Annotated in this window: 21 protein-coding genes; 10 read left to right on the forward strand and 11 right to left on the reverse strand. The window is 74.5% G+C overall.

Annotation, left to right across the window (positions count from 1 at the left end; translation table 11 throughout):
* Positions 1 to 71 precede the first annotated feature (71 nt).
* The 3 genes from bioB to bioD are packed head-to-tail and all read left to right on the forward strand — an operon-like array spanning position 72 to position 3,179.
* Positions 72 to 1,145: a biotin synthase BioB gene (bioB, locus tag ACIBPC_RS24430; protein ID WP_362959799.1), complete on the forward strand. Its 1,074-nt coding sequence runs from the start codon at positions 72 to 74 to the stop codon at positions 1,143 to 1,145.
* The gene (locus tag ACIBPC_RS24435) at positions 1,138 to 2,442 is read left to right on the forward strand and encodes an adenosylmethionine--8-amino-7-oxononanoate transaminase (RefSeq protein ID WP_398847540.1); all 1,305 of its coding nucleotides are present in this window, start codon (positions 1,138 to 1,140) and stop codon (positions 2,440 to 2,442) included. The genes bioB and ACIBPC_RS24435 overlap by 8 nt, the downstream gene beginning before the upstream one ends.
* A 44-nt stretch (positions 2,443 to 2,486) precedes the next feature.
* Positions 2,487 to 3,179, forward strand: a complete 693-nt coding sequence (gene bioD, locus ACIBPC_RS24440; RefSeq protein WP_398847667.1) for a dethiobiotin synthase — start codon at positions 2,487 to 2,489, stop codon at positions 3,177 to 3,179.
* A 6-nt stretch (positions 3,180 to 3,185) separates the two neighbouring features.
* Here the strand turns inward: bioD and ACIBPC_RS24445 are convergent, their stop codons facing one another.
* Positions 3,186 to 3,731 (reverse strand): SET domain-containing protein, encoded by a 546-nt coding sequence (locus ACIBPC_RS24445; protein WP_398847542.1) that lies wholly within the window; start codon positions 3,729 to 3,731, stop codon positions 3,186 to 3,188.
* A gap of 90 nt (positions 3,732 to 3,821) precedes the next feature.
* Between ACIBPC_RS24445 and ACIBPC_RS24450 the strand changes: the two genes are divergently transcribed.
* The 3 genes from ACIBPC_RS24450 to ACIBPC_RS24460 all read left to right on the forward strand — a co-directional run bounded on the left by ACIBPC_RS24450 (position 3,822) and on the right by ACIBPC_RS24460 (position 5,121).
* Positions 3,822 to 3,995: a hypothetical protein gene (locus tag ACIBPC_RS24450; protein WP_362959806.1), complete on the forward strand. Its 174-nt coding sequence runs from the start codon at positions 3,822 to 3,824 to the stop codon at positions 3,993 to 3,995.
* 34 nt (positions 3,996 to 4,029) lie between these two features.
* The gene (locus tag ACIBPC_RS24455) at positions 4,030 to 4,683 is read left to right on the forward strand and encodes an endonuclease (RefSeq protein WP_398847544.1); all 654 of its coding nucleotides are present in this window, start codon (positions 4,030 to 4,032) and stop codon (positions 4,681 to 4,683) included.
* Between the two features lie 90 nt (positions 4,684 to 4,773).
* Positions 4,774 to 5,121 carry a DUF3140 domain-containing protein gene (locus ACIBPC_RS24460; protein WP_362959811.1) on the forward strand — a complete coding sequence of 116 codons (348 nt, stop codon included), beginning with the start codon at positions 4,774 to 4,776 and terminating at the stop codon, positions 5,119 to 5,121.
* Between the two features lie 48 nt (positions 5,122 to 5,169).
* Here ACIBPC_RS24460 and ACIBPC_RS24465 read toward each other — a convergent pair whose 3' ends face one another.
* From ACIBPC_RS24465 to ACIBPC_RS24480, 4 genes are all read right to left on the reverse strand, one after another.
* On the reverse strand, positions 5,170 to 6,180 hold the full coding sequence (locus ACIBPC_RS24465) for an aldo/keto reductase (protein ID WP_398847546.1): 1,011 nt from the start codon (positions 6,178 to 6,180) through the stop codon (positions 5,170 to 5,172).
* A gap of 174 nt (positions 6,181 to 6,354) precedes the next feature.
* On the reverse strand, positions 6,355 to 7,482 hold the full coding sequence (locus tag ACIBPC_RS24470) for an MBL fold metallo-hydrolase (protein WP_362960081.1): 1,128 nt from the start codon (positions 7,480 to 7,482) through the stop codon (positions 6,355 to 6,357).
* A gap of 263 nt (positions 7,483 to 7,745) precedes the next feature.
* Positions 7,746 to 8,609 carry an ABC transporter permease gene (locus tag ACIBPC_RS24475; RefSeq protein ID WP_362959817.1) on the reverse strand — a complete coding sequence of 288 codons (864 nt, stop codon included), beginning with the start codon at positions 8,607 to 8,609 and terminating at the stop codon, positions 7,746 to 7,748.
* Positions 8,606 to 9,520: an ATP-binding cassette domain-containing protein gene (locus ACIBPC_RS24480; RefSeq protein ID WP_398847548.1), complete on the reverse strand. Its 915-nt coding sequence runs from the start codon at positions 9,518 to 9,520 to the stop codon at positions 8,606 to 8,608. The genes ACIBPC_RS24475 and ACIBPC_RS24480 overlap by 4 nt, the downstream gene beginning before the upstream one ends.
* Before the next feature lie 132 nt (positions 9,521 to 9,652).
* On the opposite strand from ACIBPC_RS24480, the gene ACIBPC_RS24485 reads away from it, so the two are divergent.
* Positions 9,653 to 10,870: a sensor histidine kinase gene (locus ACIBPC_RS24485; protein WP_398847550.1), complete on the forward strand. Its 1,218-nt coding sequence runs from the start codon at positions 9,653 to 9,655 to the stop codon at positions 10,868 to 10,870.
* Entirely contained in the window at positions 10,867 to 11,532 is a 666-nt protein-coding gene (locus ACIBPC_RS24490; protein WP_398847552.1) for a response regulator, read from the forward strand. Before ACIBPC_RS24485 ends, ACIBPC_RS24490 begins: the two co-directional genes overlap by 4 nt.
* 226 nt (positions 11,533 to 11,758) lie before the next feature.
* Here the strand turns inward: ACIBPC_RS24490 and ACIBPC_RS24495 are convergent, their stop codons facing one another.
* The 6 genes from ACIBPC_RS24495 to ACIBPC_RS24520 form a co-directional block, all read right to left on the reverse strand.
* Positions 11,759 to 12,766, reverse strand: coding sequence for a sugar phosphate isomerase/epimerase family protein (locus ACIBPC_RS24495; RefSeq protein WP_362959828.1), 1,008 nt, complete (start codon positions 12,764 to 12,766; stop codon positions 11,759 to 11,761).
* 24 nt (positions 12,767 to 12,790) lie between these two features.
* Positions 12,791 to 13,963: a Gfo/Idh/MocA family oxidoreductase gene (locus tag ACIBPC_RS24500; RefSeq protein WP_362959831.1), complete on the reverse strand. Its 1,173-nt coding sequence runs from the start codon at positions 13,961 to 13,963 to the stop codon at positions 12,791 to 12,793.
* A 73-nt stretch (positions 13,964 to 14,036) separates the two neighbouring features.
* Complete coding sequence (locus ACIBPC_RS24505; protein ID WP_362959834.1) at positions 14,037 to 15,086, reverse strand: substrate-binding domain-containing protein; 1,050 nt, start codon at positions 15,084 to 15,086, stop codon at positions 14,037 to 14,039.
* Between the two features lie 151 nt (positions 15,087 to 15,237).
* Positions 15,238 to 16,302, reverse strand: coding sequence for an ABC transporter permease (locus tag ACIBPC_RS24510; RefSeq protein ID WP_362959837.1), 1,065 nt, complete (start codon positions 16,300 to 16,302; stop codon positions 15,238 to 15,240).
* Positions 16,299 to 17,816, reverse strand: a complete 1,518-nt coding sequence (locus ACIBPC_RS24515; RefSeq protein ID WP_398847554.1) for a sugar ABC transporter ATP-binding protein — start codon at positions 17,814 to 17,816, stop codon at positions 16,299 to 16,301. The genes ACIBPC_RS24510 and ACIBPC_RS24515 overlap by 4 nt, the downstream gene beginning before the upstream one ends.
* 636 nt (positions 17,817 to 18,452) lie before the next feature.
* Positions 18,453 to 19,640 (reverse strand): ROK family transcriptional regulator, encoded by a 1,188-nt coding sequence (locus ACIBPC_RS24520; RefSeq protein WP_362959842.1) that lies wholly within the window; start codon positions 19,638 to 19,640, stop codon positions 18,453 to 18,455.
* Between the two features lie 520 nt (positions 19,641 to 20,160).
* On the opposite strand from ACIBPC_RS24520, the gene ACIBPC_RS24525 reads away from it, so the two are divergent.
* Complete coding sequence (locus ACIBPC_RS24525) at positions 20,161 to 20,940, forward strand: phosphatase PAP2 family protein (protein WP_398847556.1); 780 nt, start codon at positions 20,161 to 20,163, stop codon at positions 20,938 to 20,940.
* A gap of 541 nt (positions 20,941 to 21,481) precedes the next feature.
* Positions 21,482 to 22,897 (forward strand): transglycosylase family protein, encoded by a 1,416-nt coding sequence (locus ACIBPC_RS24530; RefSeq protein ID WP_398847558.1) that lies wholly within the window; start codon positions 21,482 to 21,484, stop codon positions 22,895 to 22,897.
* Positions 22,898 to 22,976: the final 79 nt, after the last annotated feature.

Below are 22,976 nucleotides of genomic sequence, written 5' to 3' on the forward strand. Positions count from 1 at the left end.
CACACTCCGGTCGTTCGCTTTGTGGGTTTCCGCCTTTCCGGTGGGGCTGCCTCTGGGCGAGTATCGAGGGCATGGATCTGCTGAGCACCCTGCTGAACACCCTCGTGGACAAAGGGCTCCGCCGCGAGACGCCGACCCGTGACGAGGCCCTCGCCGTGCTGGCGACCACCGACGACGAACTGCTCGACGTCGTCGCGGCGGCGGGCAGGGTGCGGCGCCAGTGGTTCGGCCGCCGGGTGAAGCTGAACTACCTGGTGAACCTCAAGTCCGGCCTGTGCCCCGAGGACTGCTCCTACTGCTCGCAGCGGCTCGGCTCGCGCGCCGGGGTGCTGAAATACACCTGGCTGAAGCCCGGCGAGGCCGCCGACGCGGCGAGCGCCGGTGTCGCGGGCGGCGCGAAGCGCGTCTGCCTCGTCGCGAGCGGCCGGGGCCCGACCGACCGGGACGTGGACCGCGTCTCGGAGACCATCGCGGCGATCCGCGAGCGGCACGGCGAGGTGGAGGTGTGCGCCTGCCTCGGGCTGCTGTCCGACGGCCAGGCGGAACGGCTGCGTGAGGCGGGCGCCGACGCGTACAACCACAACCTCAACACGTCCGAGGCGACGTACGGCGACATCTGCACGACCCACGAGTTCGCCGACCGCGTGGACACCGTCCGCAGGGCGCAGGGGGCCGGTCTCTCGGCGTGCTCAGGGCTGATCGCGGGGATGGGCGAGAGCGACGCGGACCTCGTGGACGTCGCCCTCGCGCTGCGCGCCCTGGACCCCGACTCGGTGCCGGTGAACTTCCTGATCCCCTTCGACGGCACGCCGCTGGCCGGCGAGTGGAACCTGACGCCGCAGCGGGCGCTGCGCATCCTGGCGATGGTCCGCTTCGTCTGCCCCGACGTGGAGGTGCGCCTCGCGGGCGGCCGGGAGCTGCACCTGCGGTCGCTCCAGCCGCTCGCGCTGCACCTGGTGAACTCGGTCTTCCTCGGCGACTACCTGACCAGCGAGGGCCAGGCGGGCAAGGCGGACCTGGAGATGATCGCGGACGCGGGCTTCGAGGTGGAGGGCGCGGGCGAGACGACGCTGCCGGGGCACCGCGCGGACCTGGTCGCCGTGCGGCGGCGCGGCGCGGGCACGGAGCTGCCGCCCAATGCCTGAGCCGGGCCGCGTGCGCGAACTGCTCGACCTGGACCGGCGGCACGTGTGGCACCCGTACGGGCCCATGCCCGGGCGTACGGAGCCGCTGCTGGTCGAGTCGGCGTCCGGCGTGCGGCTGCGCCTGGCCGAAGAGGCGTACGGGCGGCGCGAGCTGGTGGACGGCATGGCGTCGTGGTGGTCGGCGGTGCACGGCTACAACCACCCGGTGCTCAACGAGGCGGTGACCGGGCAGCTCGGCCGCATGAGCCACGTCATGTTCGGCGGGCTCACGCACGAGCCCGCCGTGCGGCTGGCCGAGCGGCTGGTCGCGGTCACGCCGGAGCCGCTGCGGCACGTGTTCCTGGCCGACTCGGGCTCGGTGTCGGTCGAGGTGGCGCTCAAGATGTGCCTGCAGTACTGGCGTTCGGCCGGGAAGCCGGCGAAGCGGCGGCTGCTGACCTGGCGCGGCGGCTACCACGGCGACACGTGGCACCCCATGTCGGTGTGCGACCCCGACGGCGGGATGCACGCGCTGTGGTCGGGCGCGCTGCCCCGGCAGGTGTTCGCCGACGTCCCGCCGTCCGGCTTCGGCGCGGGAGTCGATCCCGCGTACGAGCGGCAGCTGCGGGACATGGTCGCGCGGCACGCGGACGAGGCGGCGGCCGTGGTGGTCGAGCCCGTGGTGCAGAACGCGGGCGGCATGCGCTTCCACTCCCCCGGCTACCTGCGGGTGCTGCGGGAGGCGTGCGACGAGCACGGGGTGCTGCTGGTGTTCGACGAGATCGCGACCGGCTTCGGGCGCACCGGCCCGCTGTTCGCGGCGGAGCACGCGGGCGTCGCGCCGGACGTGATGTGCGTCGGCAAGGCCCTGACGGGCGGCTACCTGACGATGGCGGCGGCCCTGTGCACGACGCGGGTGGCGGAGGGCATCTCGCGCGGCGAGGTGCCGGTGCTGGCGCACGGGCCGACGTTCATGGGGAACCCGCTGTCGGCGGCGGTCGCGAACGCCTCGATCGACCTGCTCCTCGGGCAGGACCTGCCGGGCACGGTCGAGCGGATCGAGTCGGGGCTGCGCGAGGGGCTGGCGGAGGCCGCGGGGCTGCCGGGCGTGCGGGACGTGCGGGTGCTCGGGGCCATCGGCGTCGTGCAGCTCGACCACCCCGTGGACATGGCGGCGGCCACGCGGGCGGCGGTGCGGGCGGGCGTGTGGCTGCGCCCGTTCGGCGATCTGGTGTACACCATGCCGCCCTATGTGACGGACGACGACGACCTCGCGCTGATCTGCGCCGCCATGCGCGACGCGGCGCTGGCCGGATGACGGGCCGGGCGGGGCGGAACGGAGAGGAGCGGCGCGTGGACGGGCTGACGGGCGTGCTGGTGGTGACCGGCACGGGCACCGGGGTGGGCAAGACGGTCGTGACGGCCGCGCTGGCCGCGGCGGCGCTGGCGCGCGGGCGGACGGTGGCCGTGCTCAAGCCCGCGCAGACAGGGGTCGCGCCGGGCGAGCCCGGGGACGTGGCGGAGGTCGTACGCCTCGCCGGGCCCGTGACGGCGGTCGAGCCCGCCCGCTACCCCGAGCCGCTCGCCCCGGCGACGGCGGCGCGCCGCTCGGGGCTGCCGCCGGTCGATCCGGCCGTGATCGCCAAGACGGCGCGGGCGCTGGCGCAGGAGCACGACCTCGTGCTGGTCGAGGGCGCGGGCGGGCTGCTGGTGCGCCTGGACGACACCGGGGCGACGATCGCCGGGATCGCCGGGCTGCTGGCCGCGCCCGTCCTCGTCGTGACGGAGGCGGGACTCGGCACGCTCAACGCCTCGGAGCTGACCGCCGAGGCCCTGCGCGCACGCGGCCTGGCCTGCCCGGGGATCGTCGTCGGCAGCATGCCCGCCGCGCCGGGACTGGCGGAGCGCTGCAACCTGACCGACCTGCCCGCCGTGACGGGCCTCCCGCTGCTCGGCGTCCTCCCGGCGGGCGCCGGGTCGCTGCCGCCGGAGGTCTTCAGGACCGCCGCGTCCGGCTGGCTCGCGCCGCCGCTCGGCGGCCTCGGGCGGCGGTAGTGGCGTTCACGCGGTGTCGTCGGAAGCCGTGCCGTCCGGAGCGGTGTCGCCCAGGGCGTCGATGCGGGCGAGCAGCGGCGGCGTCCAGTGGCGGCCGTACGCGGCCCGCAGGCCGGCGCGGCGCCAGTCGCGGCCGGTGACGGCGCCGCGGCAGAGCGGGCTGCCGCAGCGGCAGTCCATCGACCAGTCCTCGACACCGGTCAGCGTCGCGTAGTCCACGGTCAGCTCCTCCCCGGCGGCGACCGCGCGGCGGGTGACGGTGGTGAGCGCGTCGCGGAACCACAGGTTCGGGTCGCAGGAGTGGTTGCCGAAGCGGGCCGGGGTCTCCGGATCGAGCAGCAGGTGCAGACCCTCGGCGACGGCCAGGCTGCTGTGGGGCGGGGTGAGGGCGGCGAGCGCGGCGTCGTCGAGGAGCCGCCCGCCGAACCGCTGGACGGCCTGCCCCGGCGGGATCGGCACGGCGGCGAACAGCCCGAAGCCCTCGATCGGCGAGGGCAGGACGACGGCCCGCGGGTCGAGCAGGCTCTCGGTCGGCGGAGGGTGCGCGAACATGCGCCGGATGCTACGAGCCGGGTACGGGTGGTGCCAGTGGGTTTCGGTCCCCGCCGCCGGGGCACCCGCTGTGACCGAGGTGATGAGGAAATGGCTGAACGGCTCAGCAACGCATACGGCATACACCACGCCCCCTGGCGGTCCGCGGCGGAGCCCGTCCGCCAGGACCCGGACGAGGCCCTGCACCTCGCCCCGCGCTGGCAGACGCCCGCCGCGCCGGAGGACGGGGCGCCCCCCGCCGACGAACGGCCCGAGACCGACTGAGCGCCCTGCGTACGCGGGCGGAGGTGATCACCCGATGACCACGCGCACGGAACAGCGTGAGCGGACGGCGCACGCCGTGCTCGACCGCTGCGGACGCACGTACGCGGACGAGTCCGGCATCCGGCTGCGGAACACGCCGGGACCCCTCTACCAGCTGCTGGTGATGGCGCACCTGCTGTCGGCGCGTATCCGGGCCGACGTCGCCACCGCGGCGGCGCGGGCGCTGTTCGACGCCGGGATGCGCGACCCCCGGAGGATGCGGGACGCCGGCTGGCAGAAGCGCGTGGACGCCCTCGGCGCCGGCCACTACCGGCGCTACGACGAGCGGACCGCCGCGCAGCTCGGCGAGGAGGCGGACCGCGTCCTCGACCGCTACGGCGGCGACCTGCGCGGACTGCGCGGTGACGGCGACGGGCAGGCGGGGAAGCGGCTGACGGAGTTCCGCGGGATCGGCCCCGCCGGGGCGGACATCTTCCTGCGGGAGGCACAGGCGGTGTGGCCCGAGTACGCGCCGTACGCCGACCGCAAGGTGCTCGACGGCGCCGAACGCGTCGGGCTGCCCAGGTCGGCGAGAACACTGGGCGGGCTGGTGCCGGACGACGACACCGCGCGCCTGACGGCGGGGCTGGTCCGCGTGGCGCTCGACGCGAAGCTCGCGCGTGCCGTGAAAGCCGCCGCGGCGGCCTGACCGCCACGTTTTCCGGCCCGCGCGGCGGGGGACCCGGTGGTCACGAGTCCGCCCCCACCCGACTCGACTCGACCCGACAGGGGAGGCAACATGGCCGACACGGAGGCACTGGAGATCGACGCGCTGTGGGCCGAGTTCCACAACGCGGTGAACATGACGTCCCAGGAGCTGGCCGCCTGGCTGCGGACGAGCAGCGCGGGCGAGGACACCGAGGAGCCGCCGGAGAACTCCGGGAGCGACCAGGGCCGCGGTGTCCTGGCGATCCTGCGGAAGCGGCAGATGGACCTCACCGACGCCGACATCGAGCTGATGTACGACGTGGTGGACGAGGTCACCGCCGAGCGGGAGGCCGGGCCCAGGCCGTCCGTGCCGGAGCCCGACTGGCGCCACCGGCTGATGACGCTGGGGCACGACCCGCTGCGGTCCGAGAGCGGCTGACGGCTCCCCGGGAGCCGGCCGGGTGCCGGGCGCGGGAACGGGTGGCCGTCAGGCCGCGCGCGTTCCTCCGCCCGGCACCGGTGCGTCCGGGCGCAGGTGGCCCTCGGCGCGCAACTCCTCCCACAGTTCCCCGGGTATGGGATGCCGGTGCATCGCGGCGGCGTCGCGGACCTCGGCGGCCGAGCGTGCGCCGACCAGCACCGAGGTGACGGCGGGGTGCGCGAGGGGGAACTGCACGGCGGCGGCGCGCAGCGGCACGCCGTGGCGGGCGGTGATCTGCTTGATGCGCAGCGCGCGCTGCAGCAGTTCGGCCTTGGCGGGGACGTAGTCGTACGTCGCGCCCGGGTGCGGGTCGGCGAGGAGGCCCGAGTTGTAGACGCCGCCGACGATGACGGAGGTGCCGCGTTCGGCGGCGGCGGGCAGCAGGTCGGTGAGGCCGCTCTGGTCGAGCAGGGAGTAGCGGCCGGCGAGGAGGACGACGTCCACGTCCGTGTCGCGCACGAAGCGGGTGAGCATCGCGGACTGGTTCATGCCCGCGCCGATGGCGCCGACCGCGCCCTCCGCCCGCAGCCGCTCCAGCGCCGGGTAGGCCTCGGCGAAGGCCTGTTCGCCGTGGTCGTCGGGGTCGTGGATCAGGGCGATGTCGGCGTGGTCGAGGCCGAGGCGTTCCAGGCTCTCGGCGAGGCTGCGCCGTACGCCCGCCGCGCTGAAGTCCCATTGGCGGCGCAGCGGGGTGCGCAGGCCGGGGAAGCCGTTGGCGGCGTCGTCCGCCGTTCCGCCGTCGCCGGGGACGAGCAGTCTGCCGACCTTGGTGGAGAGGGTGAACTGGCTGCGGGGCAGCCCGGACAGCACGGCGCCCATGCGGCGTTCGGACAGGCCGAGGCCGTAGTGCGGCGCGGTGTCGAAGCCCCGGATGCCCAGCTCCCAGGCGGTCTCCATGACCCGGCGGGCGTCGCCGTCGGTGACGGGGGCGCCCGAGCCGCCCAGCGGCGCGCCGCCGAGGGCCAGTTCGCTGAAGGTGACGTCGCTGCGGCCGAGCCTGTGGTGTCGCGGTGACATGGGTCGCTGCCGCCTTCCTCCGGGTGGGGCGCCGCCCGGTGAGTGGTGCCGGTGGGGGGCGGTCCGGGGGCCGCCGGAGGGAGCCTAGCGCTGTGGCCGCTGGAACGTTCCTGCCGACCCGCGTGGGCGGGCCGGGCGGGCGCGGTGCGCCCGCCCGGATGCCGGGGATGCCGGTCAGCCGCCCGCCGGGCGGGCGTTGAGCGACGATCCGGCCGGTCTGCCGCCGCCCGCCGGGCGCACGGCTATCTCCTGCCACCAGTTCTCGGTGGGTACGCGGACGGCCGGTTCGAAGGACTCGCCGGGCCGGGGCAGCGCGACGGTCACGCCGCGCTGCCGTGCCTCGGCGACGGTGCGTTCGGCCGGTTCGTCCCAGGGGTGGAGGGAGAGGGTGAACGTGCCCCAGTGGATGGGCAGGAAGACGCCGCGCGGGGTGCCGCCGGAGAGGTCCACGTGCGCCTGGATGCCCTCCTCGGGCGTCATGTGGATGTCCGGCCAGTACTCGCTGCTGTAGGCGCCGATCTGCATCATGGTCGCGTCGAACGGGCCGAGGCGGCTGCCGATCTCGGCGAAGCCGGGGAAGTACCCGGTGTCGCCGGAGTGGAAGACGCGGTGGTCGGGGCCGGTGACGGCCCAGGAGGCCCACAAGGTGCGGCCCTGGTTGCGCAGGCCGCGCCCGCAGAAGTGCTGGCCGGGGGTGGCGGTGAGCGTCAGCCCGCCGACCGTGGCCGACTCCCACCAGTCGAGTTCGACGATGCGCTCCGGCGGCACGCCCCAGAACTCCAGGTGCGCGCCCACACCGAGGGGGACGGCGAAGACGGTGTCCCGGGCGAGGAGGCCCTTGACCGTCGGCATGTCCAGGTGGTCGTAGTGGTCGTGGGAGATCACGACGGCGTCCACGTGTCCGAGGCGGTCCAGCGGCAGCGGCGCGGGGTGCAGCCGCTTCGGACCGGCGAAGGAGACGGGCGAGCAGCGTTCGCCCCACACGGGGTCGAACAGCAGCCGGTGGCCGTCGATGTCCACGACGACGCCCGCGTGCCCGGCCCAGGTGAGGCGGAGACCGGACGCGGGCGGGCGCTCCAGGTCGGCGGCGGTGGTGGGGGCGACCGGCATCCGCCCGGCGGGCTTGCGGCGGACGCGGTCGGCGCGGCGCAGCAGGTCGCGCAGGAGGGGGACGGTGCTGCGGGGGCTGCCGGTGGCGGCGGTCCGCTCGTTGCGGAACGCGCCGTCGCGGTACTGCGGCGACCGCTCGACGCGGGCCAGCCGCTCCCCGGTCGGCTCGGCGCCGAAACCGGCCGGGCGCAGCCGGGCGAGCGGGGACCGGGCAGGGGGGCGGCGGGCGGGAGTTGTGCGGGCGGGGGATGTGCCGGTGTCGCCGGTTCCCCCGGACGCGTCGGGTGCGGACGGCTCGGACGGCTCGTACGGCTCGGACACGAGAGGGCCTCCCTGGGCGAGGATTGACGCAACTGTAGTAGATGCCTGTGACACCCCGTGACGATCGGCGGGATTCACCCGCCGAACGCCCGTCCACCGCCCGAGGGTTCACGGAGCCGGCGCCCGGAACCGGCTCACAGGTCGCGCCGGTGCTCCGCCGCCACGGCCACCACGGCGGCGACCAGCGCGGAGAGCACGAGGGTGGTCCACGCCCCGCCCTCCGACCACGGATGGGCGACGTCCGCCGCGCGGTACACGGGGTCGGTGAGGCGGTCCCAGGCGCTCATCACGGTCGCGTGGTCGAGGACGGCCGACCAGCGACGGTCGTCGGTCAGGACCAGCGGCGCGAGCTGGAGGAGGGCGACGGCCGCCAGGACCGCGCCGGGGCCGTGCCGCAGCAGGGTGCCGAAGGCCGCGCCGACGAGCGCGCAGACCGGTGCGAGCAGCGCGGACGCGACGAGGACGCGCAGCGCGCCCGGGTGGCCGAGGGGCACGCCGATGCCCACGCGGTGGAGGATCGCCTGGGTCGCCCAGAAGGAGGCGGCCGCCACGGCCGCGCCGAACGGGACGGTGACCGCCGTCAGGACGATCGCCTTCGCCGCCATGACCTGGCGCCTCGCGGGGACGGCGGCGAACGTCGTCCTGGCCAGGCCCGAGGTGTACTCGCCGGTGACGGCGAGCGCGCCGAACCCCCCGGCGAAGAGGGCGAGGACCAGTGCCCCGTTGGCGGTGAAGGCGTGCAGGAGCGGGATGCCGTCGGCGAGGTACCGCTCCCGGTCGGAGCCGGGCTGCCAGTAGCGGTAGGTGTCGTACGCGGTGCCGATGTTGAACGCCAGGACGGCCAGTGCCCCGGCGAGCAGGCTCCACCAGGTGGAGCGCAGGGTCCGCAGCTTGATCCACTCGGCGGCGAGCAGATCGGTGAACCGGCCGCGGGGCGCGGCGGGTTCGCGGGGTACGCCACGGTCCGTGCCCGCTGCCTTCAGGGTGCCCGTTCTCATCGGTTCCGCTCCGTCCCGTACTCGACGCTCTCCGCCGTCAGTTCCATGAACACGTCCTCCAGGGACGACGACCGCTCGGCGAGCCCCCGTACCACCAGGCCCGCGCCCGCCGCCAGCTCCCCCACACGCCCGGCCCCAACCCCGGCCCCCGACACCAGCAGGCCGCCGCCCTCCGGCCGCACCACCAGCCCGTCCGCCTCGCACACCCGGGTGAGCGCCGCCAGGTCGTCCACCCGCACCCACACACCCCCGCCACTCCCCCGTGCGGCGAACACCTCCAGGCCCTCCGCCGCGATCAGCCGCCCCCGCCCGATCACCACCAGGTCGTCCGCCGTGTGTTCCATCTCCCCCATCAGATGGCTGGAGACGAGCACCGTGCGCCCCTCCCCCGCCAGCCGCCGGAACAGCCCGCGCACCCACCGCACGCCCTCCGGGTCCAGCCCGTTCAGCGGCTCGTCGAACACCACGACGGGCGGATCGCCGAGCAGCGCGCCCGCGATCCCCAGCCGCTGCCGCATCCCCAGCGAGAACCCCTTGACGCGCCGCCGCGCGGCCTCCTGGAGCCCGACCTCGCCCAGCACCTCGTCCACCCGCGAGCGCGGCAGCCCGTTGGACCGCGCCAGCGCCCGCAGGTGCGCCTCCGCCGTACGCGCCGGGTGCACGTCCCCCGCGTCCAGCAGCGCGCCGACGTCGGTGAGCGCCCGGGCCCGTTCCCCCATCGGCCGCCCCTGCACGCGCACGGCCCCCTCGGACGGGTGGCACAGCCCGAGGACCATCCGCAGCGTCGTCGTCTTGCCCGCGCCGTTCGGGCCCAGGAAGCCCGTCACACGTCCGGGGCGCACGGCGAACGACAGGGTGTCCACGACCGTCCGGGCGCCGTATCTCTTGGACAGCTCTCGTACTTCGATCATGCGGCCCACACTGGCCCGGCGGCCCGTCCCGCGTCGTCCAGCCCGCGCGGACATTCCCCGGCCCCGGTGTCACCCGCGGGTGTACCTCCCCGGTCTGATGGCGACGCGCGGGCGGCTGCCTAGGCTGGCGTCATGCAGGCCACACCTCCCGTCCCGCTCCCCCGGCGCATGTCACCCGGCGTCTGGGCCGCCTGTGCCTGGTGCGCAGGGCTCGCGTTCACCTTCCTCATACGCCTCGCGCTGCCGGGCGAGGAGGAGGCGTCCCACAGCGCGGGCGTGCTGATCTACCGCTGGGACGGGCTGCTGCAGCTCGCCCTCGGCACCGCGCTGACCCTCCGCGGCGCGCACGTCCTCGTACGGCGCCCCCTCCGGGCGATGTGCCTGCTGCTGGCGGGCGCGGCCGTCGCGACGACCGCGCTGAGCGTCGGCGAGATCCCGCTGGCCCAGTACCTCGCCGTCGCGACGGCCGTCTACGTGGTCGCCGCGACCCGGCCGCGCCGCACCGGCGTCCTGGCGCTGGGCATGGCCCTGGGCACCCTCGTGCTCTACCTCGCCGTCCGGCTGCTGGCGGGATGGAACATCGGAACGTCGGCGGAACTCGCCGTCGCCCTGGTCACCGTGATCGCCTGGCTGATCGGCAGGTCCACCGCCGAGACGCGCGCCCACGGCGAGGCGCTGCGCGCGCAGGCGGCGGCCCGGGCCGTGACGGAGGAACGGCTGCGCATCGCCCGCGAGCTGCACGACATGGTCGCCCACAGCATCGGCATCATCGCCCTCCAGGCGGGCGCCGCGCGCCGGGTCATCGACACCCAGCCGGCGGGCGCCCGCGAAGCGCTGACCAGCATCGAACAGACCGGCCGCGAGACGCTGTCGGGGCTGCGCCGGATGCTGGGCGCGCTGCGCGGGACCGGGCCCGAGGAGGGGCCGTCCGGGCCGCCGCTCGCCCCGCAGCCCGGGCTGGCGCAGCTCGGGCGGCTGGCCGCCGACACGACGGCCGCCGGGGTGCGCGTGGAGGTGCGCTGGCTGGGCGAGACGACGGCGCCGCTGCCACCGGAGATCGACATGTCGGCCTACCGGATCGTCCAGGAGGCGGTCACCAACGTCGTGCGGCACGCGGCGACCGACCGGTGCCGCGTCACGATCGAGCGCGCCGGGGACACGCTGGGCATCGAGGTCAGCGACCGCGGCCGGGGGGCGGGCGCGGCAGGGGGCGCCGGGTACGGGCTGGTCGGGATGCGGGAGCGCGCCGAGCTGCTGGACGGCGAGTTCTCGGCCGGGCACGCGCCCGGGGGCGGCTTCCGCGTCACGGCGCGGCTGCCCGTACCGCCGGTACCGGCGGCCGTCGCGTGACCGCGCGAGCCGTACGGGTCGTGCTGGCCGACGACCAGCCGCTCATCCGCACCGCGCTGCGCATGGTGATCGCGGAGGCTCCTGACCTGGAGGTCGCCGGTGAGGCGGGCGACGGCGCGGCGGCCGTCGAACTGGCGCGCACGCTGCGGCCCGACGTCGTCGTGATGGACATCCGCATGCCCGGCGTGGACGGCATCGAGGCGACCCGCCGCATCACCGCGGCGCACCCGGACGTGCACGTCGTGGTGCTGACGACGTTCGACGACGACGCGTACGTGTACGGGGCGCTGCGCGCGGGGGCGGGCGGCTTCCTCGTCAAGGACATGGCGCTGGACGACATCCTGGACGCCGTCCGCGTCGTCGCCGCCGGGGACGGGCTGATCGCGCCCGGCGTGACGCGGCGGCTGATCCGCGAGTTCGCCCGGCTGCCCGAGACGGCGCGGGCGCCGCGCGAGATCACCGGCATCACGGGCCGGGAGCGCGAGGTGCTGACGCTGGTCGGCTCCGGCCTGTCCAACGGGGAGATCGCCGAGCGCCTGCACATCAGCGTGGCGACGGCGAAGACGTACGTGACCCGGCTGCTGTCCAAGCTGGACGCGCGCGACCGGGTGCAGCTCGTGATCCTCGCCTACGAAACGGGCCTCGTCGCCCCGCCGGGCTGACGCCGCCGCCTGCGGGCGTACGGGCGCGAGGAAAGCCGGAACCGCGCCGCCCAGCCCTCCACGGGGAGCCGACCGCCGTCCACGAGCGCCGCGCCCGGCGACGCGGACCAGGGACCGACCGTCCCGGCCCCTACCGCGAAGCCTCGCGCACCGCGCCAGACGCGCCGAGGGGGCCGTCCGGCCGTCGGCCGGGCGGCCCCCTTTGGGGTGGCAGGTCAGCGGCGGGTCACTCGCCGCCGCCGCCGAAGGCCGCGTCGAACGACGCGGTGGGCGCGGGCCAGTCGTACGACTTCAGCCTGGCGAGCGCCTCGGGGGCACCGGCCAGACGGTCCATCCCGGCGTCCTCCCACTCCACGGAGATCGGGCCCTCGTAGCCGATCGCCCGCAGCATGCGGAAGACGTCCTCCCACGCCACGTCGCCGTGCCCGGCGGAGACGAAGTCCCAGCCGCGCCGCGGGTCGCCCCAGGGCAGGTGCGAGCCGAGGCGGCCGTTGCGGCCGTCGAGGCGGCGGCGGGCCTCCTTGCAGTCCACGTGGTAGATGCGGTCGCGGAAGTCGTACAGGAAGTTGACCGGGTCGAGGTCCTGCCACACGAAGTGGCTCGGGTCGAAGTTCAGGCCGAACGCGGGACGGTTGTCCACGGCGTCGAGCGCCTGCTTGGTCGTCCAGTAGTCGTAAGCGATCTCGCTGGGGTGCACCTCGTGGGCGAAGCGCACGCCCTCCGCGTCGAAGACGTCGAGGATCGGGTTCCAGCGCTCGGCGAAGTCCTCGTAGCCGCGCTCGATCATGCCGGGCGGCACGGGCGGGAACATCGCGACGAGGTGCCAGATCGACGAGCCGGTGAAGCCGATGACGGTGTCCACGCCGAACGCGGCGGCCGCGCGCGCCGTGTCGGCGATCTCCTTGGCCGCGCGCTGCCGCACGCCCTCGGCCTCGCCGTCGCCCCAGATGCGGGCGGGCAGGATGCCGTGGTGGCGCTCGTCGATCGGGTTGTCGCAGACGGCCTGGCCGACGAGGTGGTTGGAGATGGCGAAGCACTCCAGGCCGTACTTCTCCAGCAGGGCGCGGCGCCCGGCCACGTAGTCGGGCTCGGCCAGCGCGCGGTCCACCTCGAAGTGGTCGCCCCAACAGGCGAGTTCGAGACCGTCGTAGCCGAAGTCGCGGGCGAGCCGGCAGACCTCCTCGAAGGGCAGGTCGGCCCACTGGCCGGTGAACAGGGTGAACTTGCGGGACATGTCGTTCTCCTTCCCCGGGCGGGGCTACGCCTCGGGGGCGGTGGGTACGGGCGTGAGGACGGCGTTCTTGGCGGCGCTCTCCTCGATGGCGGCCAGGACGCGCTGGACCCGCAGCCCGTCCTCGAAGGACGGCTCGGGCCGCGTGCCCCCGGCGATGGCGTGCACGAGGTCGCGCGCCTGGTGGGCGAAGCTGTGCTCGTAGCCGAGGCCGTGGCCCGGGGGCCACCAGCCCTCCAGGTAGGGGTGGTCCGGCTCGGTGACCAGGATGCGGCGGAAGCCGCTCTCGGCGGCCGGCAGCGTGTGGTCGTGGAACTCCAGCTCGTTCAGGCGCTCCAGGTCGAACGCGAGGGAGCCGTCCGAGCCGTTCAGCTCGACCGTCAGGGCGTTCTTGCGGCCGGTGGCGAACCGGCTCGCCTCGAGGGAGGCCAGCGCCCCCGACGCGAGCCGGCCGCCGATCAGGGCGGCGTCGTCCACCGTGACCTCACCGCGGCGGGTGGGGTCGTCCGGCAGCGGCCGTTCCTTCACGAAGGTCTCGATCTGCGCGGAGACCGAGACCAGCGCCTCGCCCGTCAGGTAGTGGGCGAGGTCGATGATGTGCGCCCCCAGGTCGCCGAGCGCGCCGGAGCCCGCCGCCTCCTTGCGCAGCCGCCACACCAGCGGGCCGTCCGGGTCCACGCCCCAGTCCTGGAGGTAGCGCAGCCGGATGTGGCGCAGGGTGCCGAGGCGGCCCTCGGCGACAAGCTCGCGCGCCAGGGTCAGGGCGGGGACACGGCGGTAGTTGAAGCCGACCATGGCGATCTGGCCGCGCGCCTCGGCGGCGCGGGCGGCCTCCACCATGGCCTCGGCCTCGGCCACCGTGTTGGCCAGCGGCTTCTCGCACAGCACGTGCTTGCCGGCCTCCAGGGCGGCGATGGCGATCTCGGCGTGGCTGTCACCCGGAGTGCAGATGTCCACGAGATCGACGTCGTCGCGTGCGATGAGGGCGCGCCAGTCCGTCTCGGCCGCGGCCCACCCGTGGCGGGCGGCGGCGGCCGACACGGCGTCCGCGTCACGCCCGCACACGGCGGCCATGACGGGGGTGCGCGGCAGGTCGAAGGCCCGGCCGACGGAGCGCCAGCCCTGTGAGTGGGCCGCACCCATGAAGGCGTAGCCGACCATGCCGACGCCGAGCGGGGGTGCGGGGGTGGTTTTCGGCATCTGTTCCCTGTCCGTAGCGAGGATCATCCGTCAGTTCCGGGCCGGCCCGGTCCGGGCCGGCGCGCGAAGTCCGTCAGTTGAAGCCGGTCGGCAGGTACTGCTCGACGTTGTCCCTGGTGACGACGGCGGAGTACAGCGTGATGGAGGACGGGATCTCGAACTCGGCGAGACCGCCGATCCCCCTGGCCTGGCCGAGGGCGCGGGCGAGGTCGATCGCCGAGGCGGCCATGGTCGGCGGGTACAGGACGGTGGCCTTCAGCACGGAGTTGTCCGCCTGGATGGCCTCCATCGCGTGCCGGGAGCCGGCGCCGCCGACCATGATGAACTCGTCGCGGCCCGCCTGCTCGATGGCGCGCTCGGCGCCGACGCCCTGGTCGTCGTCGTGGTTCCAGATGGCGTTGAACTCCGGGACGGCCTGGAGCAGGCCCGCCATCACCTCCTGGCCCGACTCGACGGTGAACTCGGCGGCCTGCCGGGCGACCTTCTCGATGTTCGGGTAGTTGGCGAGGGCGTCGTCGAAGCCCTGGGTGCGCTCGCCGGTCAGCGCCAGGTTGTCGGGGCCGGACAGCTCGACCACGCGGGCGTTCGGGACGTCGCGCAGCTGCTCGCCGATGAAGTGGCCCGCGTTCAGGCCCATGCCGTAGTTGTCGCCGCCGATCCAGCAGCGGTACGACTGCGGCGAGTCGAAGATGCGGTCCAGGTTGATGACCGGTATGCCCGCGTCCATGGCGGTGCGGCCGATCTGGGTCAGCGACCTGCCGTCGGCGGGCAGGATGACGAGGACGTCGACCTGGTCGTTGATCAGCGCCTCGATCTGGCCGATCTGCTGGGCGGTGTCGTTGGAGCCCTCGGTGATGTTCAGCGTGACGTCCGGGTACTCCTCGGCCCGGCGCCTGGCCTGCTCGTTGATCGCGTTGAGCCAGCCGTGGTCGGCCTGGGGGCCGGCGAAGCCGATGGTGACCGGCGCGCCCGACTCCTCGTCGGTGACGGCGGCCTGGGTCGCCTCGTCGTCACCGCCGTCGCTGGTGTCGTTGCTGGTGCAGGCGCTGAGGACGACGCCGGACGCGGCGGCGGCGCCGCCGAACAGCAGACCGCGGCGGCTGGGGCGGGGCAGAGATCTCATGGTGTGGCCTTCCGTGCGGGACAGGAAATCGGTAACGGTCGTGCGGGGTGCGGAAGTTGCAGGAGCTGCGGGGGGGGTGCGGGGGCGGCTGGGACACGTGGGCAAAGGGGGGTGCGGTGCCGGGGCGCCGGCGGGCGCGCCCGGTGGTGCGTCAGGTCTGCCCGAACGGGGTGCGGCGCTGGAGGAGCACGGCGACGACGATGATCGCGCCCTTGGCGATCTGCTGGGACGAGCTCTCCAGGTTGTTGAGGATGAAGAGGTTGGTGATGGTGGTGAAGACGAGGACGCCGAGGACGGAGCCGATGATGGTGCCCCGGCCGCCGGTGAGCAGCGTGCCGCCGATGATCGCGGCGGCGATGGCGTCGAGTTCGTAGAGGTTGCCGTTGGTGTTCTGGCCGGAGCCGGAGAGCGCGACGAGCATGAAGGCCGCGATGCCGCAGCAGATGCCGGACAGGGCGTAGATCATCAGGCGCTGGCGCTTCACCGAGATGCCGGCGAGGCGGGCGGCCTCGGCGTTGCCGCCGATGGCGACGGTGCGGCGGCCGAACGTCGTGCGGTTGAGGACGAGCCAGCCGAGCGCGACGACGGCGGCGAAGATGATCGCCAGCGGCGGGATGCCGAGGATGTACGAGTCGCGGTTGGTGAGGTCCAGGACCGAGTCGACGGTGACGATCTGCGTGTTGCCGCCGGTGATCTGGAGGGCGAGGCCGCGCGCCGAGGCGAGCATCGCGAGGGTGGCGATGAACGGGACCATCGGGCCGTACGCGATGAGCGTGCCGTTCACGAGCCCGCAGCCGAGGCCGACGAGCAGGGCCGTGAAGAGCATGCCCCAGAAGCCGAACTCCTGGGTGGCGACGGTGGTGCACCACACGGAGGCGAGCGCCACGATGGCGCCGACGGACAGGTCGATGCCGCCGCTGATGATGACGAAGGTGACGCCGACGGTGACGACGCCGATGACCGACGCCTGGGTCAGGATCAGCTGGACGTTGCCCGTGTCGAGGAACTGGTCGGGCTTGGTGATCGCGCCGACGACGCACAGGGCGGCGAGGACGCCGAGCAGCGACAGGGTCTGGACGTTGAACAGGCCGCCCAGCTGGACGCGGCCGCGCGGGCCGCCGGTGCCCGGGGACTTCTCCCCCGGCGGTGGCGCTGGCGCGGCGAGCGCGGGCTCGGCGGCCGGGGAGGCGGGTTCGGAGGTGGCGCCGTGGGTCACGCCGGGCTCCCTTCCATGACGAGATCGAGGACCCGGTGCTCGTCGAGCTCCCGGGCGGGTGCGGTGTGGACGACGGTGCCTTCGCGCAGGACGAGCACCCGGTCGGCGAGGCCGAGGACCTCGGGGATCTCGCTGGAGACCAGGAGCACGGCGACACCGTCGTCGGCGAGGCGGCGGATGAGTGCGTACAGCTCGGCCCGCGCGCCCACGTCGACGCCCCGGGTGGGCTCGTCGAGGAGCAGGACCTTGCATTCGCGCAGCAGCCAGCGGGCGAGGACCGCCTTCTGCTGGTTGCCGCCGGAGAGGGTGCGGATCTGGACGTCGGGGTTGTCGGGTCGCAGGGACAGTTCGGTGGTGCGGGCCCGTGCGGCGGCGCGTTCGCCGGAGCGGTTGAGCCAGCCGCCGCGGGCGAAGCGCGGCAGGGAGGAGATGGACACGTTGCGCGTCACCGAGTCGAGGAGGAACAGGCCCTGGGCCTTGCGCTCCTCGGGGGCGAGGCCGAGTCCGGCCCGTACGGCGGAGGTGACGCTGCCGGGGCGCAGCCGCCTGCCCTCCACGGTGACGTGGCCCGCGTCGGGGCGGCGGGCGCCGTAGACCGTCTCCAGGATCTCGGAGCGGCCCGAGCCGACGAGACCGGCGAGGCCGACGATCTCCCCGGGGTACACGTCGAGGTCCACGGGCGCGAACTCGCCGGCGCGCGTGAGCCCTTCGACGCGCAGCACGGGTTCGGCGGCGCGCGGGGCCCCGGCGGGGCGGTCGGGGAAGACCTGGTCGGTGTCGCGCCCGGTCATGAGGGCGACGACCTCCCGGGTGGGCGTGGACTTCGCCGGGAGGTTGCGGGCGACGGCGCGGCCGTCCTTCAGGACGGTGACCCGGTCGCCGATGCGGCGGATCTCCTCCAGGCGGTGCGAGATGTAGACGACGGCGACGCCGTCGGCGGTGAGGTCGGCGACGATGCGGAAGAGGTTGTTCACCTCGTCCGGGTCGAGGACGGCGGACGGCTCGTCCATCACGATCAGCTTGACGTCGTGCGACAGGGCGCGGGCCATGCTGACGATCTGCTTGCCGGCCGCGGAGAGCGTCGCGACGATGCGGTCGGGGCTGATCTCGGGGTGGCCGAGGCGGGTGAGCAGGGCGGCGGTGGTCTGCCGGGCGGCGCCGCGGCGGACGAACCCGGCGCGGGCGTTCTCGTGGCCGAGGTGGACGTTCTCGGCGACGGAGAGGTGCTCGACCAGGTCGAGTTCCTGGTAGATGGTGGCGATGCCCAGGCTCATGGCGCTGGTGGGGCGCAGGAGCTGGACGGACTCGCCGTTCCAGGCTATCTCGCCCTCGTCGGGCCGGTGTGCGCCGGAAATCACCTTGATGAGCGTGGACTTGCCGGCGCCGTTCTGCCCGAGCAGGCAGTGGACCTCGCCCGGCAGCACGTCGAGGTCGACGCCGTCGAGCGCCCGGACGCCGGGGAACGACTTGGTAATTCCGGTCAGGGTGAGTATCGGTGGTGGCGCGCTTGCCATTGCTGGGCCTCCTGGCGGCTGTGCGGGGCGCTGCGCTGTCGCGGTCCGCCGCGCGGCGGGTGTGTCGCCGCGTGGCGGTGGTGTACGGGGTGGTGCGTGTGTCCGGCGGCCGGGCGGGTACGCGGCTCGTACGGGCCGGTGCCGGGGCACGGTGGTGCGGGATGGTGCGGTGGTGCCAGGGCCAGCTGTGGTGCGCTGGGTGCTGCGGCTTGCCGGTGCCGCCGCGGACGAGGGGTGCGCGCCCGGGAGGTGCCGGTGGTGCGGTCGTGCCCTGTGGTGCGGTCCTGCCTTGTGCTGCGGTCCTGCGGGGATCTCGCCGTTCCGCGGGCGTGGTGCTCGGCGGCGGAACGCAAGGTGGCGCCTTGCTGTCGTGGTGTGCGGGGATGCCACCGCTCCCGCGGCGCGCGGCTCGTGCCGGGGAGGAAGTGGCGTTGCGCGATGTGCTGTTGCGCGTGTGTGCTGTTGTGACGCCGGAGACGGCGGGGTGGTGCGGGTCCTACGGGTTGTACGTGTCCTGCTGGTGACGCGGATGCTGCCGGTACTGCTGGTTGTGCGGGTTGTTCGGGTTCTGCTGGTGGTACGGATCGGTGCTGCTGGTCATGTCGCGGGGGCCGGCCGCCGGGGCCGGGGCGGGGCTCAGGTCGGCGTATAGCTGAAGAGGTGGTCGCTGATGAGGCGGGCGGCGCCCGTCACCCCGGCGGCGGGGCCGAGTTCGCCGAGGACGATGGGCAGGTTCCCGGTGGCGAGGGGCAGCGACTGCCGGTACACCTGTGTGCGGATGCTGGCGAGCAGCGTGTGGCCGAGGCCGGTCACACCGCCGCCGATCACGACGAGCGCGGGGTTGAAGAAGCTGACGAGGCCCGCGATCACCTGCCCGGTGCGGCTGCCGCCCTGCCGGATCAGGTCGAGCGAGGCGACGTCGCCGGCCGCCGCGGCGGCGGCGACGTCGGCGGCGGTCAGCTCACCGCTCGCCGCGAGCCTGGCCGCCAGTTCGGCCGACCTGCCCTCCCGGGCGGCGGTCTCGGCGTCCCGCGCGAGCGCGGCGCCGCCGAAGTGCGCCTCCAGGCAGCCCCGGTTGCCGCAGGGGCACTGCCGCCCCTCGGCCTCCACCTGGATGTGGCCGATGTCGCCCGCGCTGCCGGTGGCGCCGCGGTGGACCCGTCCGGCCACGACCACGCCGCAGCCGATGCCGGTGCCGATCTTCACGCAGATGAAGTCCTGCACGGAGTGCGCCACCCCGGCGTGCTGCTCGCCGAGCGCCATGAGGTTCACGTCGTTGTCGACCATGACGGGGCAGCCCAGCTCCTGGCTGAGCGCCTCGCGGACCGGGAAGCCGTCCCAGCCGGGCATGATCGGCGGTGCGACCGGGACGCCGTCGGGGAAGCGCACGGGTCCCGGCACACCGATCCCGGCGCCGTCGAAGCGGTCGGCGAGCCCCGCGTCGCGCAGTTTCGCGGCCATGCCGAGGACCTGCTCGAAGACCGCGACCGGCCCCTCGCGCACGTCCATCGGCTCGGTGAGGTGCCCGAGGATCTCCAGCTCGGGGCCGGTGACGGCCACGTCGATGGAGGTCGCGCCGATGTCCACGGCGAGGAAGCGCAGCTGCGGCGCGAGCCGGACGTTGTGCGACCTGCGTCCGCCGCGCGAGGCGGCGAAGCCGTCGCCGACGACCAGGCCCGTCTGGAGCAGCCGGTCCACCTCGACGGCCAGCTTCGAGCGCGACAGCTCGATGTGGTCGCCGAGCTGGGCGCGCGAGCTGGGGCCGCCGTCGCGCAGCAGCCGCAGCAGCCTCGCCTGGTGGGAGTTCGCGGGACGAGCGGTCATCCGCCTCATCTGCCCCTCCCGCCACCGTCGGCCTCGGTTCCCGGCGGCGTCGAGATCCCCCGCCGGGCTTGCGAGGGGAACATAGCAGCGCGTCTCCGGACTGGGAAGAACTTCGGCACAGTTCAGTTGGACTTTTTCCTCTGGCAGGACAAAGCCCTGCCGTCGGGCCCTCCGGACGGCCGCCGCCGCGCGTCCCGGCGGGACCCGTCCGGGTGGTGGCGGCGCGGGGACCCGGCGGGGGTCCGGCGGGGAGGGCCGTTCGGGTTTGACGTGAGTGTGAGGAAAGCGGGTAGGCGTACGCCCAGCGCCGCCCGGACCGGGCGGCACCGTAAACTCACGCCGAGAAGTGAAGATCGAACAGGGGCCGCAGGAGGCGCTGCGTTTCACACCACGGCCCGGGAATCCTGCCATTCGGGAATTGAGCCTTATGCGACGTACTGGTGTGCTGAAACGTGCCCTCACCTCCCGGGAACGGCCCGCCCAGTCGGCGAGACCACCGCTCGTCCGGGAACTCCTGCTCGTGACCGTTCTCTATGCCGCCTACAAATACGGCCGGCGGGTGGCCAACGGCCAGTTCGCCGACGCGTACGACAACGCGGAGCACGTCTGGAACCTGGAGCGCGCCCTGTTCCTCCCCCACGAGGGCTGGGTCCAGGACCTCCTGCTGCACTTCGAACCGGTCATCCGCACGATCAACGTGTACTACGCCACGGTGCATTTCCCCGCCATGGCGATCTTCCTGGTCTACATGTTCTGGCGCCGCCCCGGCCACTACCTGTGGGTGCGCTGGGTGCTCACCTGGCTGACGGCCGCCGCGCTGGTGCTGCACCTCCTGGTGCCGCTGGCGCCGCCCCGCCTCTTCCACACGAGCGGACTGATGGACACCAGCATGGTGTACGGCCCGGCCGTGTACGGGAAGCCCGAGGGCGACTCGATGTCCAACCAGTTCGCGGCCATGCCATCGCTGCACGTCGGCTGGGCGCTGGTCATCGCGATCGCCCTGATCGTGTCGAGCCGCACGCGGCTGCGCTGGCTGTGGCTGCTGCACCCGGCGATCACGATCCTGGCCGTCGTCGGCACCGGGCACCACTACTGGATGGACGGCATCGTCGCGGCCTCCTTCCTCGGGATCATCCTGCTGGTGCTCAAGCCGCCGAGGCGGGACCTGCCCGCGCCGGGCACCGAACCGGCGCCGGAGCGCGCGACCGTCCCGGCCGCCGCGGAGGCGCCCAGGACGTCCGGGGCGGGGACCCCCGCCGCCACCCGGCCGCAGGCGGACCTCGTCCACCGCGACGGCTAGCGGGCGCAACGCGGTGCGGGGCCGGGCCCCGGGGAACGGTGTGGTCCCGTTCCCCGGGGCCCCTCCTTTTCCGCCCGGCGGACCGGCGCGCCGCACACCGGGGCGGAGCACGGAAATCCGTCCGAATGCGACCGTGCGCCGTCCGGTGCCCTCATCCGGCGGCGTTCCCGCGCCCCCTTCTCCGGGCGTGGCGGCGGCGGCCGGAGAATGCCGCCAGAGGGCCCGCCGAAACGCGCCGGGAAAATCGCGCCCGGCCCCTTTTCCCCGTCCGGGCACACGCCTGAAGTCGCGCGCACGCCACGGTATTTCCCGCCTTCCGCCTTTTCCCGGCCGCCGCCCGGCGGGTCCTCCCTTCCTTGCACCCCGTCCGTAACGCCGGAGGCACCCTCGGGCACACCGGCGCACCCCTCACGCGCCCCCGGTGCGCACCTTGCCGAGCGCGATTCCGCGCCCCTATGGTGGGTCCGCTCTGACAACTCCCTTGTCAGGGACGGAAATAGATGGGCGACAGGGCCTCATGTGCCCAAGGAGGGGACCGCCCGTGACCACCCGTGGACGCCACCGCCGCTACCGGCCGAACGCCGTCTCCCGCGCCTCGCTCACCGTGACCGCCTCGGGCGCCGGGCTCGCGCTGCCGCTGATCAGCGCGAGCGGCGCCTCCGCCGCCTCCGAGGACACCTGGGACCGGGTGGCCGAGTGCGAGAGCAGCGGCCGGTGGGACATCGACACGGGGAACGGCTTCTACGGCGGCCTCCAGTTCCAGCAGAGCACCTGGGAGGCGTTCGGGGGCACGCGGTACGCCGCGCGCGCCGACCTCGCCACGAGGGAGCAGCAGATCGCGGTCGCGGAGGAGGTGCTGGAGGGCCAGGGCCCCGGCGCCTGGCCCGCGTGCTCGGGCCAGGCGGGCCTGGCCAGGGGCGGACCCGCGCCGTTCGCGGCGCCGGAGTCCGCGCCGGAGCAGGCCGAGGCCCCGGCGCGGGAGGAGGCGCGACCCGCGACCGCGCAGGCCACCGCCGTCCCGGCGCGACCGGCGCAGGAGGCGGGCCGCTACCGGGTGGTCAGCGGCGACACCCTGTCGGGCATCGCGGCCACGCAGGGCGTACGCGGCGGATGGCAGTCCCTGTACGAGCTGAACCGGCAGGTCGTGGGCGGCGACCCCGACCTGATCTTCCCCGGCCAGCGGCTGGCGCTGCAGGCCGCGTCGGTCCCCGGGGCGGCAGCGCCCGCCGAGGAGGCCGAACGGGAGGCCGGGGACGCGGACGAGGCGGCGGAGGCCACGGCGCGGGCGGAGGCCGAGGCCGAGGAGGCCGAACGCGCCGCCGCCGAGGAGGCGGAGGCGGCAGCGGCCGCCGAGGCCGCGGCGGCCGAACAGGCAGCGGCCGAGCAGGCCGCGGCGGCCGAACAGGCAGCGGCCGAGCAGGCCGCGGCGGAAGAGGAAGCCGCGGAACGCGAGGCGGCGGAGCGTGCGGCGGCCGAACGGGAAGCCGCCGAGCGCGAGGCCGCCGAACGGGAAGCCGCCGAGGCCGCCGAACGCGAGCGCGCCGAGCAGGCCGCCGCCTGGAGCGCGCCCGTCAACGCCGGTCTCGGCACCGCCTACCACGCCACCGGCAGCTCCTGGTCCCGCGGCTACCACACGGGCGTCGACTTCCCCGTCGCCACCGGCACCACGGTCAAGTCCGTCGCGGCCGGCGAGGTCGTCTCGGCCGGCTGGGCCGGGTCGTTCGGCTACGAGGTGATCGTCCGGCACGCCGACGGCCGCTACAGCCAGTACGCCCACCTGTCGGCCATCTCCGTCTCGGCGGGTCAGCCCGTCAGCGGCGGCCAGCGCCTCGGCCGGTCCGGCTCGACGGGCAACTCCAGCGGCCCGCACCTCCACTTCGAGATCCGCACGGGCCCCGGCTTCGGCTCGGACATCGACCCGCTGGCGTACCTGCGCGGAAAGGGCGTCTCCCTCTGACCGCCGCCGCACGGCCCGACCCGTATCAGGACAGATGCTCTAGTAACCCCACGACCGGGGGACGTCGAGCCCGCGTTTC

It is taken from the genome of Streptomyces sp. NPDC049879, from assembly GCF_044461265.1.
Taxonomy (GTDB): Bacteria; Actinomycetota; Actinomycetes; order Streptomycetales; family Streptomycetaceae; genus Streptomyces.

Coding starts and splice junctions, on each gene's coding strand:
- ACIBPC_RS24455 (WP_398847544.1), top strand. CDS start 4,030: ATGACCACGCGCACGGAACAGCGTGAGCGGACGGCGCACGCCGTGCTC.
- ACIBPC_RS24475 (WP_362959817.1), bottom strand. CDS start 8,609: ATGAGAACGGGCACCCTGAAGGCAGCGGGCACGGACCGTGGCGTACCC.
- ACIBPC_RS24435 (WP_398847540.1), top strand. CDS start 1,138: ATGCCTGAGCCGGGCCGCGTGCGCGAACTGCTCGACCTGGACCGGCGG.
- ACIBPC_RS24465 (WP_398847546.1), bottom strand. CDS start 6,180: ATGTCACCGCGACACCACAGGCTCGGCCGCAGCGACGTCACCTTCAGC.
- bioB (WP_362959799.1), top strand. CDS start 72: ATGGATCTGCTGAGCACCCTGCTGAACACCCTCGTGGACAAAGGGCTC.
- ACIBPC_RS24445 (WP_398847542.1), bottom strand. CDS start 3,731: ATGTTCGCGCACCCTCCGCCGACCGAGAGCCTGCTCGACCCGCGGGCC.
- ACIBPC_RS24520 (WP_362959842.1), bottom strand. CDS start 19,640: ATGACCGCTCGTCCCGCGAACTCCCACCAGGCGAGGCTGCTGCGGCTG.
- ACIBPC_RS24460 (WP_362959811.1), top strand. CDS start 4,774: ATGGCCGACACGGAGGCACTGGAGATCGACGCGCTGTGGGCCGAGTTC.
- ACIBPC_RS24450 (WP_362959806.1), top strand. CDS start 3,822: ATGGCTGAACGGCTCAGCAACGCATACGGCATACACCACGCCCCCTGG.
- ACIBPC_RS24515 (WP_398847554.1), bottom strand. CDS start 17,816: ATGGCAAGCGCGCCACCACCGATACTCACCCTGACCGGAATTACCAAG.
- ACIBPC_RS24485 (WP_398847550.1), top strand. CDS start 9,653: ATGCAGGCCACACCTCCCGTCCCGCTCCCCCGGCGCATGTCACCCGGC.
- ACIBPC_RS24500 (WP_362959831.1), bottom strand. CDS start 13,963: ATGCCGAAAACCACCCCCGCACCCCCGCTCGGCGTCGGCATGGTCGGC.
- ACIBPC_RS24495 (WP_362959828.1), bottom strand. CDS start 12,766: ATGTCCCGCAAGTTCACCCTGTTCACCGGCCAGTGGGCCGACCTGCCC.
- ACIBPC_RS24480 (WP_398847548.1), bottom strand. CDS start 9,520: ATGATCGAAGTACGAGAGCTGTCCAAGAGATACGGCGCCCGGACGGTC.
- ACIBPC_RS24505 (WP_362959834.1), bottom strand. CDS start 15,086: ATGAGATCTCTGCCCCGCCCCAGCCGCCGCGGTCTGCTGTTCGGCGGC.